The organism is Leptolyngbya sp. GGD (assembly GCF_026735145.1).
GTDB classification, from domain to species: Bacteria; Cyanobacteriota; Cyanobacteriia; order Leptolyngbyales; family Leptolyngbyaceae; genus Leptolyngbya; species Leptolyngbya boryana.
On the sequence record NZ_JAPQKE010000002.1, the window covers coordinates 837,795 to 851,611 of the forward strand.

10 protein-coding genes are annotated in these 13,817 nt (G+C 46.4%); 3 read left to right on the top strand and 7 right to left on the bottom strand.

The features are described 5' to 3' along the window. Window positions 1-37: 37 nt before the first annotated feature. From OU814_RS12760 to OU814_RS12780, 5 genes are read right to left on the bottom strand one after another with little or no spacing between them, the layout of a single operon-like run. Window positions 38-2,137: a protein kinase domain-containing protein gene (locus OU814_RS12760; protein ID WP_268183311.1), complete on the bottom strand. Its 2,100-nt coding sequence runs from the start codon at window positions 2,135-2,137 to the stop codon at window positions 38-40. Between the two features lie 4 nt (window positions 2,138-2,141). Continuing rightward, window positions 2,142-4,112 (bottom strand): protein kinase domain-containing protein, encoded by a 1,971-nt coding sequence (locus tag OU814_RS12765; protein WP_268183313.1) that lies wholly within the window; start codon window positions 4,110-4,112, stop codon window positions 2,142-2,144. A gap of 59 nt (window positions 4,113-4,171) precedes the next feature. Then, entirely contained in the window at window positions 4,172-5,185 is a 1,014-nt protein-coding gene (gene hpnH / locus OU814_RS12770) for an adenosyl-hopene transferase HpnH (RefSeq protein ID WP_017286333.1), read from the bottom strand. A 10-nt stretch (window positions 5,186-5,195) separates the two neighbouring features. Continuing rightward, a complete protein-coding gene (gene hpnA, locus OU814_RS12775) occupies window positions 5,196-6,182 on the bottom strand; it encodes a hopanoid-associated sugar epimerase (RefSeq protein WP_268183317.1) in 987 nt (328 codons plus the stop codon). Continuing rightward, window positions 6,179-8,779 carry an efflux RND transporter permease subunit gene (locus OU814_RS12780; RefSeq protein ID WP_268183319.1) on the bottom strand — a complete coding sequence of 867 codons (2,601 nt, stop codon included), beginning with the start codon at window positions 8,777-8,779 and terminating at the stop codon, window positions 6,179-6,181. The genes hpnA and OU814_RS12780 overlap by 4 nt, the downstream gene beginning before the upstream one ends. A 71-nt stretch (window positions 8,780-8,850) precedes the next feature. Between OU814_RS12780 and OU814_RS12785 the strand changes: the two genes are divergently transcribed. From OU814_RS12785 to OU814_RS12795, 3 genes are all read left to right on the top strand, one after another. Further along, window positions 8,851-9,480, top strand: coding sequence for a phosphorylase (locus OU814_RS12785; protein WP_268183321.1), 630 nt, complete (start codon window positions 8,851-8,853; stop codon window positions 9,478-9,480). A 94-nt stretch (window positions 9,481-9,574) separates the two neighbouring features. After that, a complete protein-coding gene (locus OU814_RS12790; RefSeq protein WP_190647128.1) occupies window positions 9,575-9,919 on the top strand; it encodes a type II toxin-antitoxin system HicB family antitoxin in 345 nt (114 codons plus the stop codon). Beyond that, on the top strand, window positions 9,916-10,350 hold the full coding sequence (locus OU814_RS12795) for a type II toxin-antitoxin system VapC family toxin (protein ID WP_190647129.1): 435 nt from the start codon (window positions 9,916-9,918) through the stop codon (window positions 10,348-10,350). The genes OU814_RS12790 and OU814_RS12795 overlap by 4 nt, the downstream gene beginning before the upstream one ends. Before the next feature lie 87 nt (window positions 10,351-10,437). Here OU814_RS12795 and OU814_RS12800 read toward each other — a convergent pair whose 3' ends face one another. Further along, window positions 10,438-12,348, bottom strand: a complete 1,911-nt coding sequence (locus tag OU814_RS12800; protein WP_268183326.1) for a tetratricopeptide repeat protein — start codon at window positions 12,346-12,348, stop codon at window positions 10,438-10,440. Further along, entirely contained in the window at window positions 12,332-13,675 is a 1,344-nt protein-coding gene (locus tag OU814_RS12805) for a P-loop NTPase fold protein (protein ID WP_268183328.1), read from the bottom strand. Before OU814_RS12805 ends, OU814_RS12800 begins: the two co-directional genes overlap by 17 nt. Window positions 13,676-13,817 lie beyond the last annotated feature (142 nt).

The following is a 13,817-nucleotide window of genomic DNA, read 5'->3' on the forward strand; positions in this document are numbered from 1 at the left end:
AGAGTCTCTCTCAAGATTCCCGTTGAAACGCTTGAAATTATCCTCGATTCGGTTTGAGGTATTGCATTAAGGCTTCGGTATAGCGAGTCGTTCCGTGTTCAGTGGTTGGGGCAAGTTTTCGCGATCGTGCTAAACAAGCCTGTGCCTCTTTGAGATTGTGCATCATCGCAAATGTCCAGGCTAATTCTGCGTAAATTTTGGCGCTGAGAGCCGGATTGTGTTTTACCAATTTCAGCACATGTCGATAGAGATCGATCGCAGTCGTAAAGTCTCCCTTGCATTGCAGCAAATCAGCATGGCGGCAATGAGTTTTTACAGCAAGTAAGATCTCATCATCAGGAGGAGTCTCGAACTCTGCGATCGCATCTGCTAGGCTTCCGCGCCATTGATTATACAAAATTAGGGTATAGCGCTCATTGCCTGTAGTTTGATCAGATGGGCATGGGGTTCCATACATTGCGATCGCTTGTGTGAAATTGTCTTCTTGAAGCGCGATCGCGAAATTGGTTCTCGCTGCCCAATAGCTCGGAGCAATTTGTAATGCTTTCTGAAAAAAATCTGCTGATTTGGAATGCTGGTTTAGACGATGCTGAATTACACCTAAATTGTTATATGCTTCTGCACTAGCAGCATCGAAGATCAAAATTGCATGAAATAGTGTTTCGGCTTGAGCGAGTTGATCGCTCTGATAACACCTAATTGCGCGTTGAAATAGAGCATCTAAAGTCGTGAGTCTACTATCTTGAATTTGCTCGAATCTTTCTTTGGCTCTTTGTTTTGCTGCTTGAATGAAGGTTTGAAGTTCATGAACGAGCCACCGTTGTTCAGTGGGTGAGAGGTATTGACCAAACTGATATACTTCTTGGGTGCGCATTCTGATGACACCGACACTCTCTCCTTTACGAGTTTTTTCGAGATGAATGTCTTCAATGTCCTCAAGAATGAATGAGATCTTTTGGTAGAACTCGAAGCGTTTTAGCATTCCTGCCAGTATGAGCGTGTAATCATTAACGCTCAAAACTGTGGGTTTGATTAAAGTCTGGAGATCTCTCGCAAAGCAGATTCCGGCTAGGGCTGTGACACAAGGGAAGGTCACTAAGATTAAACCGTAGTAGCCAACTTCTGACATGTTTAATCGACTGACAGCAACGATCCGAAAGAGAATGAATGCTGTGAGTAAGTACAGAAGAACAAGTCCGATTCTGATCCGGATTTTATCGGCTTTGCTCGATTGAAAGCTTTGCCCTGAAAAGTGGATGTGTAAGGCGCGATCGCTCTTAATTAACGAGACTTTTGTATTGCGCGGACGTTGCGGAGAGGGACTCGATACAAATTCTTCTTTCGGATTGCGACCTTGCAAAGCCGACAGTGCTAAAGCCGCAGAATTAAATCGGTCTTCCTCTGCTGCTTCAATACAGCGCTTTAACCAACGACTAAACTCAGCAGAAATCCTCAAATTCGGCGGAATTTGTAACTGGAGATCATCTGATGTTTGTAACTGATTGGGGTCTTTGCCTGTGAGTAAATAAAGTAGGGTTGTTCCCAAAGCATAAAGGTCTGTCGCGCAAGTTGCTTTTCCGCGAAACTGTTCCGGAGCCATGTAGCCCAGTGTGCCGACAACCGTGCTGCCTCCAGCTACAGTTTGGCGATAGGTATCTTGAACGGCTCCAAAATCAACGAGATAGATATTGCCTTCTCGATCGCGCAAAATATTCTGGGGTTTGATATCTCGATGGAGAATGGGCGGCAGAAAAGTTTGCAGATAAACCAGAATATCGAGTAACTGAAATGCGATCGCTTTCGTTGTGTCTTCGTCTGGTCGCCAACCTTTTTGAATCCATTGGGCTAGTGTTTTCCCAGGTGCGAGAGCTTGCACAATGCAGAATAAGCGATCGTCTTCGGTATCAATTTCAAACGAATCGATATAGCGAGGAATGGCAGGATGATTCAGTTGCTTGAGAACTTTCACTTCTCGCTCAAACAAATCGAGGGTTTTCCAATCTGGAGTTTGACGTAGTGACACTACTTTCAGTGCAACATACTGCTGAGTGTGGAGATCTTCAGCTTTATAGGTCGTTCCAACTCCGCCCTGACCTAATGTTTCTAATATTTTGTAGCGTGAATGAATAATATCCATAGGTTTAACGGTTTCGATTGTACTCACTGTTTCGTGAACTCGGTGCTGAGCCAATGCCCATGAGTTTGTTGCTTAGGTCTGAATCTTCGCGAGTCTGGCGCGGATACGCATTTTCGCGTTGCCAGTTTCTCTCAAATTGTTGTTCATTTTGCTGCCGAACTCTTTCCTCTTCTCTTCGTAGGGATGGGTTAACGCCCGCTCGTTCATTGAATGCCAGCCGGATTGCTTCTCGCATGGGTCGATTCTTGCCACCCATGCTCGCTCGTTTCAAAGGAGTGATCCCTTGTAAATTCGACTGATGAATGTTAGCTCCAACCTGTAACAATTTCCAAATCGTCTGTACGTCTTGATCAGACTCCACTCGGTCTACTAGAAAATTCAGTAAGGTATTGCCACCGCGATCAAGGGCATCCGCATAGGGCAGGAGTTCCAAAATTTCTTCAGGGGTTAGAAACTTGAGTTCATGGAAATGGATTTGATTGAGCATGTCTGGAGTGAGCTTTTGCTGTTTCGCAATCATTGAGCGAAACACGCCTGCATCTGAATTTGCTACAGCTCTCTGAAAGACTTCTGAGAGATTGACATAAGTACTAACATCTCCTTCTGTAAGGCTCTGCACCAGATTGAGCCAGCCTCGTTGGCTTGCAGTTTGAATCAGAGTTTCGATGAGTTGTTGCTTCTGATCTTTAATCTGCGATCTCCGACTGATGTGTTCTACAAACAGTTGAGCATTGGCTTCAGAATTGATGTAATCGATCGCGGTTTTGCCTTTCTTATCTTTTATGCTGATATCGATCTGATTCAGCGCGAGAATTTCTCGAAGCGCTTCTGGTTTGCGTTGTGCAGCCTCATGAAGGGGAGTTTGACCTTGACGATCGCGATACTGTAAGTTGCCGCCTTTCGCGATGACCTGTTGGATTGAGTCTGCGTCTCCTAGAGCGATCGCTTGATAGATCAAAGTTCTTCCTTCAATGTCTGTCGCATTTGGGTCTCCACCTTTACTTAAATACTCTTTGATGGATAAATCTCGATGATCGATAGAAGTATAAGCAGATTGAGTCAGTCCAACTTTATTGATAATTGCGTAGCGATAGTGATCGGTAACGACTAAAGCCATGAGTGTTAAGGCACTCATTGCCCCGATTCCGATGGAGAGCTTTGAAGATTGTTTGGGTGGAGGTTGGAGTTGAGCGATCGCGATTTCTGCTGATGCAAACCGATCTTTCGGCGCGGGTTCTAAAATCTTTTCTAACCAATCGGCGAAGTGCGGTGAGAGTTGAAGTTGCGATCGAAACTCAATTCTCAACTTTTGAACAGGTAAATCGGCAGGCGATCGACGAGTTAGTAAAAAGAGTAATGTTGTGCCTAAACCGTATAAATCAGTTGCCGCAACGACTTGACCACGAAACTGTTCAGGAGCCATATAGCCGTAAGTTCCGACGACTGTACTACCCTGCATGAATGTATTGTGATACGTACTTCCAACTGAGCCAAAATCAACTAGAAAAATTTGACCATCAGCGCGACGAATTAGATTTTGCGGCTTGATATCGCGATGAAAGACAGGTGGATTGAGGGTGTGGAGATAATTGAGAATCTCTAAGACTTGTAGCGCGATCGCTCGAATCTCTGCTTCTGTCCCGTGCCAACCTTGCTGTACCCAATCAAAAAGAGATTTGCCCTTGGCGAGTTCTTGAACGATGTAGAAATTGCGGTCACGCTCAGTCTCGACGACGAAATACTCTAAATATTTGGGAATGTTCGGATGATTGAACTGCTGAAGAATCTCAGCTTCACGTTCAAATAATTCGATGGTTTTCCAGTTAACGGCTTGTCGTAAAACAAGCGTTTTTAAGGCAACTTGTTTCTGTGTCGTCTGATCCTTTGCCAGATAGGTGATACCTGTGTTGCCTTCACCCAAGCGTCCCAAGATTTGATAACGCCGCTGAATAATATCACCAGACTGATGAACCATAGCAGAAAATTCTGGAGCATGATGTGAAATGTCACTCTCCAGAATTCCCGATTTTGCTGCTATTTACCCAATACAGAGGTCATAGCACGTCCAATATTGTGTGGTTGCATCGCGTCGATCGCAGCCGTTGGCTCATATCCGCAGTGCACCATACAATCTGCACAATTTGGATTGCCGCTCTTGCGACCGTACTGGCTCCAGTCCGTCTTATCCAACAGCTCTTGGAAGGTTTTGTAATAGCCATCATTCAAGAGATAGCAAGGCTTCTGCCAACCCAAAACGCTATAGCTCGGACTGCCCCAAGGCGTGCATTCATAATCCTTCTCGCCCATGAGAAAGTCTAGGAACAGTGGATTATGGCTAAAGTTCCACTTCTTCCCTTTTTTCATCGGTGCCAGGATTTGACGGAACAGAATATGCGTCTGTTCACGCTTCAAGAAATGGTCTTGATCAGGTGCCCATTCGTAGCTGTAGCCTGGAGAAATCTGCATTCCATCGACTCCCAGTTCGGTGAGAAAATCGAAGAATTCGTGCATTTCTTCAGGATTGGCACCCTCGAAGATGGTGGTGTTGGTATTGACCTGGAAGCCGCGTGCCTTCGCCGCTTTAATCGCTTTGACAGCCGTATCGAATACGCCTTTGCGATCGACACACTGATCATGCCAATCGCGCATCCCATCAAGATGCACCATAAAGGTGAAATAGGGCGAGGGCTTGAACTTGTCGAGGCTCTTTTCGAGCAGGATGCCGTTGGTGCAGAGATAAATGAATTTTTTACGATCGATTAATCCCTGAACAATTTCCCCAATTTGAGGATGCAGAAGCGGTTCACCACCCGGAATCGAAACCACAGGCGCACCACATTCTTCCGCTGCTCGGAAACAGTCTTCCGGGGAAAGATTTTGTTTGAGAATTTCAACGGGATGCTGAATTTTTCCACAGCCCGTGCAAGCGAGATTGCACCGGAACAATGGCTCTAGCATCAAAACCAAGGGAAATCGTTTTCGACCTAGTAAACGTTGTTTGACTAGGTAAGAGCCGATTCCGACGACTTGCTGTATTGGGACTCCCATCGCTATCTCCTCACTCGGTTTGAATTAAATTCTCTTGAAACCAGTCTACGGCATCTTTCAAAGCGATGTGAATGTGCGTTTGGGGAAGCCCCAATTCACGAATTGCTTTACTTGCATCGTAGTACATTGGCTGTTTGGACATTCTCACTCCATCGACTGGGATTGAAGGTTTTTTCCCAAATTTCGTGAGAATCGTTTCGTCAATCCAGGCGACAGACAGCGGAATCCAGACCGGAATCGATCGAGACGGGGCACTCAGTCCGGTAATCTGACTTAATTCATCAAGCAATTGTTTCAAACTCAGATTTTGATTGCCGAGAATATACCGTTCTCCAGATTTGCCTTTCTGCAAGGCGAGCAAATGCCCCCAAGCGACATCTTGGACATGTACAAAGTTGAGTCCTGTTTCGACATAAGTTGGCATTCGACGCTCTAAAAATCTCACGACAATATCGCCTGTCGGAGTTGGTTTGATGTCATAAGCCCCGATCGGAGTACTAGGATTCACAATCACAATATCTTGACCCGATCGTGCTGCTTTGACGGCTTCTTGTTCTGCCCAATACTTCGATTGTTTGTAATCTCCAATCAGTTTCTCGACTGGAGATTGATACTGTTCAGTCGTCGGTTGACCACTGGGATTAATGCCGATCGCGGCGACAGAACTGGTATAAACCGATCGCTCAATTCCCGCTGCTTTTGCTGCGGCTAGAACATTTCGAGTGCCCAGGACATTACTTTGATAAAGCAAATCGCGATCGCGCTGCCACAGTGAGTAATGAGCGGCAACATGAAATAAACAATCGCACCCTTGCATCGATCGAGCTAAATCTGGATCGTTCAAGTCTCCTGAGATGAGTTCAATCTCCAAGCCGTTGAGGTTATCTAATCGGGCATTCGGGCGAGCAAGTGCTTTGACCTCGTAGCCTTGTTGTAGCAGTAATCGGACAAGATTTGCGCCGACAAAGCCTGTGCCTCCAGTGACAAATGCTTTCATCGTTTTTTAGGTTTGAGATCATCGAGCAGAGTGTACACGACGGGTACAACGAACAAACTGAGTAATGTGGATGTAACTAAGCCACCCGCGATCGCAACTGCCATGGGAGAGCGGAGTTCTGATCCGGCACCAAGTCCAAGCGCGATCGGAACCATACCTAAAATCGTTGATGCAGTTGTCATCATGATCGGTCGCAGTCGAATCGGACCAGCTTCGAGAATTGCACTACTGCGATCGAGTCCTTGTCGCCGCAATTGATTGATGTAATCGACGATCAAGATGGCATTTTTATTCGTGATGCCGAGCAGAAACACAAAGCCAATCAGCGAGATCATGCCGAAATCGCTTTGAGTGATGAGCAGCGCGAGCATTGCGCCAACGAGTGCGAGTGGCAGAGAAAGCGTAACGACGATTGGGTCGATCAAGCTTTTGAACAGTAATACGAGAACAACTGCAATACAGAGTGCTGAGAGTCCCAACGTTCTACCAAAACTGTTAAAGATCTCACGACTACTTGCCGAATCTCCCCCTAAGTCGAGTGTGACATTTGCAGGTAAAACAGTTTTAGATTCATTGACTAATTTTTCGGTTGCATCACCCAAGGACAGACCTTTACCCAAGTTTGCACTGACATAAACGACTCGCTGTCCATCGCGTCTGTCGATCTGCTGAATGCCGTTGCGATTGCTACTCCCGCTGAGCGTCACATCTGCAATGCCTGGAATGGTCTGTACACGATTTTTCAAGTCGTTTCCAGCTTTCTCTAGCGTTGCTAAATCTTCCCCTTTAAGAGAGGCTTGCAGTGGCTTCTGGCTGCCTGCTTCGACAAAGGGAATGTCTTCAACGCTGGTAGTTACTCCGGAAATTTCCGGCAAGCGCGATCGCAGTTGATCCTGAAGCGTCGCGGTTGGTGTAGAATGTCCGGGTTTTAGCTTGACGTAGATCAAGCCTTTATTCGGTTCGCCTTCACGCGATCCCACGGTTGTAAATACAGTTTGAACCTCGGGAGCAGTTCTCACGGAGTCTTCAAGCTGTTTTGCAACATTGAGCGAATCTTGCAATGGATTAATTTGGGGAATCTGTCCGCCTGCTGCTAAGGTTGCTGCAATCTCTTCTTGAGATGGGATTTTCGGTAAGGGAGCCGTGTATCGAACGTTAAATTCTCCGCGATCGAGCTTCGGAATAAATCCTTGCGGAATCATCGGAATGATGGCAATCCCTGCTGCAAAACTGGCAAGCGCAATCCCCACGACGATCGCTCGATGGCGTAATGACCACTGGAGTAATTTGCGGTAGTTATCAGTAAACCAAAACCCAACTCTGTCAAACCGTCCCGAACTGGGGCGATTTGATTTTCTCAGCATGTAAATCGACATCACAGGCGATAATGTCCGTGCGACTAACAGCGACATGATCATCGCGGCTGAAACTGTGATTCCGAAGGGTTTAAAGAACTGCCCAATCACGCCTTCCATGAATCCAATCGGCAGAAACACGGCGACGGCTGTAAACGTGGCAGCGGTCACAGTTAAACCGACTTCACTAGTTGCTTTTAGGGCTGCTTGTCTGGGAGATTCCCCCTCTTCGATATGTCGGCTGATGTTTTCGACATCGACGATCGCATCATCGACGACACTTCCAATCACAAGCGCCAATGCCAGCAGGGTGATGGTTTCGAGATTAAATCCAAAAAATGCCATCACGATCGCAGTGCCGAGAAGTGAAATCGGAATAGCAAGGGCTGAAATTAAGGTTGCCTGCCAACTCCGAAGAAATGGATAAATTACAATCACCGATAATGCGATCGCTTCAATCAATGCCTCGATCGTTGAATGGGTTGCGTTCTGAATATATTCGGCTTGCGTGGATGCTAGTGTAATTTTCACATTGCTGAGATTTTTTCGCAGTGTGTCAATCTCTTGCTCAACTGTGTTTACGACTTCGAGCGTGTTTGCATCTCCGCGTTTCACCACTTGAATCGCGATCGCATCTTTGCCGTTAAATCGCGTCAAGGTTGCTCCACGTTCGTTGCCGCCTGCACCAAGCGTATTTACTTTCAGCACACCCGCGATTTTTTCTAAGGGCGGAACGATCTGGCTGGTTGTCAGTTGAGTCAGGTCTTGGAGATTACGCGAATCGCTTTCGATCGCATAGCTGATCGCTGCGGTTTCATTCAAATTCAAGGCGATGACTTTGAATTGAGTTTCTTTCGGCAGCGTTACCGATTTCATTGTGTCTTCAACCGTTTGACGCGCCTGGTCTAAACTCGTCCCCACTTCAAACGATAAGCTGACAGCCGTTTGATTGGGAAACGTTGACGATCGCAGATCATTCACGCCTTTCAGCGATTGCATGGCTTGTTCGATCGGTTGTGTGACTTGCCGCTCGGTTTCAGGAGTCGCCGTTAGTGGAGCTTCTGCACTGACCACAACGACGGGAAAGGTGATGTCGGGAAAGAGCGCATATTTCAATGAGCTTAGGGCAAAAAATCCGGCGACTGTGATGGCCAGCCAGAAGGAGATGCTTAACCACGGCATCGCGATCGCGATCCGGGAAATGTTGAAACGCTCCCGTGAAGTCGGTTTGGGCAAATTCATAAACTAGGTAAGGCTAAAAAGAACGTTGAGGGGATGTTAAGGTTGCTTGAGTAAATTCATCCAGTTTTTCAATGGTTCCGGTGATTCTCGTCCCCCAAGGTGCTGAATATCAGGCTGTCTCTCAAGGCGCAAGCGATGCGATTCAAGTTGTTGCAATCCCGGCTGGAATTGCGGTTGCTGATTTTCTCGATCGCACTTCGATTCCGGATCATTCGGCACTCCTCGTCATGGGTTTATGTGGCAGTTTATCCTCTCAAGTTGGAATTGGCGAACTGGCACTTTATCATTCTTGTGTCAACTTCTCAGGAGAAGAGATTGCGTGCGATCGCTCTTTCACTCAACGACTGCAAAATCATTTTAGAGTTGCCTCTGTGCGGGGATTCATCAGCGATCGTGTAATTTGCTCTGTGGCAGAAAAGCGAGCGTTAGGCGAGAAGTATCAGGCGGATGTGGTGGATATGGAAGGATTCGCGATCGCGCAACGATATTCAGTTGCGATGCTGCGAGTCGTTAGTGATGATTTGCAATTTGATCTGCCCGATCTGAGTGATGCGATCGTCGATGGCAAAATTCAAGGGCTGCGGATGGCAAAGGCGATGGTGAAAAAGCCGATCGCGGCGAGTCGATTGATTCAGGGATCGCTGGCGGCATTGAAGCGATTACGACAAATTGCGGCTGAGATAGAGACTTTTGGATGTTGATTGCAAACGACAGATACAGGGGAACGATCGTAATTTGCGACATTACAATGGATAGAGCGTAGCGAGCGTGATTCCAGAAGCGAAGGAGAGTAGCATGGACGCAATTTCAATTCTTGTAGAAAATGAGCCGAATGGGTTTCGTGCTAGTGTTTTGGGGCTGCCTGACTGTCATGCTGAAGGTGTTACCCGTGAAGATGCGTTAGCCAAGATACAGGAGGTTTTGCGGGTGCGTCTGGCATCTGCGGAAATTGTGACACTTCCCCTGAGTTCTCCAGCTTTGACGAAGTTGACTGGAATCTTTAAGGACGATCCACAGTGGGATGAGTTTCAAGCAGCAATGGCTTCTTATCGGCAAGAGATGGATAGTGAATTGGAGGCTGAGTATCGTCAGTTGGATAAGTCTGATGCGCGGCTGAACCAAGGAAACTCGGCTGCATGAGGTTGTGGGTACTGGATACGGATCATCTGTCGTTATGGCAACGTGAACATCCGCAAGTGAGCCAGCAAATCGCGAAACGAGGCATGAATGCGATCGCAATTACAATTATTACGGCGGAGGAGCAACTGCGAGGTCGATTGGATGTGATTCGGCGATCTGAATCTGGAATGTCGCGGGTGTTGGCTTATGCTAGGTTTCGCGAGACATTGTTTTTTCTAGGGCAGATTCGACATTTATTGGAGTTCACATCAGAAGCTGAGGATTGCTATTCTGAGTTGAAGCGGCAAAGGGTTCGGATTGGTGCTCAAGATTTGCGGATTGCGGCGATCGCATTATCTATCGATGCAGTAGTTGTTACTCGAAACAGACGTGATTTTGAGAAAATTCCAGGTTTGACGATCGAAGACTGGACAATCAATAAAGTGGAATAAACGACCCCATCTGCCTGAGCGGTAGGTAGGTCTATGCGATCGCACATTTAGGGAAAAGGACGATCGCTGTTTTCAAATCGATCGAGTTTATTCATTCGGAAGCAGTTCGAGGTCTTGGCGCACAATATCACTCCGGTAATGATCTCCAAACTCCATGTATCTTTCTAACGCCTGCTGATAGTTTGCTCTTGCTTCCGCATGCTGTTCTTCTGATTCTGCAAGTGAACCCAAGTTGTGGTACGTGCTGGCTTGAGAGTAGCGGTCGTTGAATTCGATTTTGATTTGGAGTGCCTGTTGATAGTAGAGTTTTGCTTCCTCAAACTCGCGCAATTCCTGCGCTACGATGCCTAATTGATGGTATGTGCGAGCTTGAGAGTAGCGGTCGTTGAATTCGCTGCAGATTTGGAGTGCCTGCTGATAGTAGAGTTTTGCTTCCTCAAACTCGCGCAATTCCTGCGCTACCATACCTAATTGGTGGTACGTGCTGGCTTGAGAGTAGCGGTCGTTGAATTCGATTTTGATTTGGAGTGCCTGCTGATAGTAGAGTTTTGCTTCCTCAAACTCGCACAATTTCTGTACTACGATGCCTAAGTTGTGGTAGGTGCTGGCTTGGGAATAGCGGTCATTGAATTCGGTGAAGATTTGGAGTGCCTGTTGATAGTAGAGTTTTGCTTCCTCAAACTCGCGCAATTCCTGCGCTACGATGCCTAATTGATGGTATGTACGAGCTTGGGAGTAGTGGTCGTTGAATTCGGTGAAGATTTGGAGTGCCTGTTGATAGTAGAGTTTTGCTTCCTCAAACTCGCGCAATTCCTGCGCCACGATGCCTAATTGACCATACGTGTAGGCTTGGGAGTAGCGGTCGTTGAATTCGCTAAAGATTTGGAGTGCTTGCTGATAGTAGAGTTTTGCTTCCTCAAACTCGCGCAATTCCTGCGCCACGATGCCTAAGTTGTGGTAGGTGCTGGCTCGGCTGTAGCGATCTTTGCGGGCTTCATTAATTGCTAAACTTTGAGCATAGAATGCTCTTGCTTGCTCAAACTTGCGTTGTGCTAATGCCACATCTCCCAAATCCGCAAGCACTATTGCAACCTGTTGAGATTGATTCAGTGAACGCGCAATCTCAAGTGCTTTTTCGTAAGCCGTAACTGCATTCTCAAACTGCCGTAACTGTTTATATGCGTTTCCTAGTTTACGATGCAAACTCTGAATTAGGATTGGATCGGGACTTGCTTCTATAATCTTCAAGCCCTCTAGCAAGTAATCCCTTGCCTTGTCTGCCTGTTTCTGAGTGAGATAGGCTGAGCCAATTTTGTAATAGACCTCGCAGCACAGTCGCACATCCTTTGATGAAGTCGGTTTCCCAGACGGACACAACTCCATCAAAAGCTGCTTGAGTTGGTTAATCTGAGCCTCATTCTCAGTTGAGGCAATGTGAGGCAACGGCTGTTCAAACGCCTCGACTTTCAACTGTTCTAGACTTTGTGCTGAAGTCTTAAAGGTAAAAGAACCAGACTTCCAAGCCCAAAAATCAGGAGCATACTTGCTTACCCGAGTAATTGCATAACTGGGCAACACAAAGAGCAAGGGATGTGGCACACTCTGACGGTAGGCATCTCGAACAAAATTCAAATCCTGCAAAATCAGTGGATACTCGCCCACTCCATCCGTTCCGATCACACCCTCCAAACCCTGAATCAGCACCACTAGCTTTTGCTGCGTCTGAACTCGCTTCAGACGTTGGATCAAAGCATCTCGCAGAAATCGTAAATCGTGCTCCTGGGAAAAATCCATCACTTCCAGCCGCACCTCCATCTCCGAGAGATGCGATCGCAATGCTTCTACTAACGTTGCTTTATCCCGTTCTTGATTAATTTCAATAAATCCGATCGTCAGCCCCTCTGCAAAATCAATAAACGTCAGAAGTTCCGCAAACTCTTGCTGATTTTGCTCTAGAAACTGTTCTACAGTGCGATCGCGATTAGTCTGCTCCAGCATTTTGACTCAGAAGATCCCGAAGGGCAGATTGAAACAAAGCACTCTGGCGCACCGCTGGATTCGGGTAATTCCAACGATCGAGTCCGTTGTACTCCAACACCGACGTATTAAACAGCATTAACTGTCCAGTCTCATCTTTGGTCACGTTTTTCGTCAGACACACTTTCGCGAGCAAAGGATAATGCTCATCCCGGACAAAGCGTTCAAAATTGAATTGCTGCTGCTTGATGGCATACTCTACATCCTCAGCTTGAATCTTGGCATGTTTACGAGTACTTGCCGTCTGACAAGCACTCCGCACCATCTGCATCAACTGCCGCACATGTCCCCCACTTGCCTTCGCCAATGCTAAAACCTCTTGCTCCGACTCAAACAAAAGCTCAGTATCGACTCGTTTCTCAATGATTTGCTGCAACTGCTTTAGGCCTTCAGCATCATAGTCAAGCTCACAGCGCTCGCGTACGAGTTGATAGGTTCGCACCATCGAAACAACATGAGGCTCACCAAATGTATTGACGATATTTTTTGAAGAACACAAGACAGAAATCGGAACCGTATAAATAATCGTACAATTCAGCTCTTGAAGCTGAGCCGCATAATCAAAAAATAAATGATTGCCAACCTCAGGCGGAACGCGATCGAGATTATCGAAAATTACGAGAAAGCCTTTGGAATATTGAGACTTAATCTTTCGATAAGCGTCTTGTAGCAACAAATTAATATCTGCTTTCAGCCGAGAAATATCTCGCTGTAACGTCTGCCGAATCACAGTTTTTTGTTTATCCGCACCCTTAATCTGAGCTAAAAGCTTCACAAGCAATTTTGCAATAAACGGAGCGCCACTTCCCAGACTTGCTTCACTTTCTACACTGACCGAGCTTTCAACCGTTTGCTCGTTTTCCTTTGTGACATCCTTAAACCAATCTTCAAATCCCTTGAGCAGCCTTTTATCAAAGCTCAGCCCCATTTCTCGTAAGGCAAATTCGACTTGCTTAATCACAACAAGATAGAAGTCAGTATACTCAGCATCATTAATATCGGTTTCGTCGTTTGCTTCTAAATAAATCACCCGATAGTCTTGCTCCCATTGGTGGCAAATTCGCTTCAGCTCAGTACTTTTGCCACAACCCCGATGACCTGTAAATAGAATCGTGCAAAACTCTCCTGGGTATTGAGAGTCCAAAACGAAATTGACCCCTTCGATCGCTTCAGTCTTACGCACAGACGACAAATCGACATAGTATCGCTCTAATCCTGCACCAGAAAGAGGATCAATATTGCAAAGCCGAAAAGCTTCTTTTAGAGTCTTAGCGCGATAATCATCCATAGGTCTTGGAATACAGGGTCAAGTCTAATTCGGCTCCCACTTTATCAGTTTACATTCCCCCTTCAAAGTGAGAACTTCCCGCTCAGAATTCACATCCGCTGCATCTAACCCCCAATAATTTAGAATAGTATCGATGTATTTA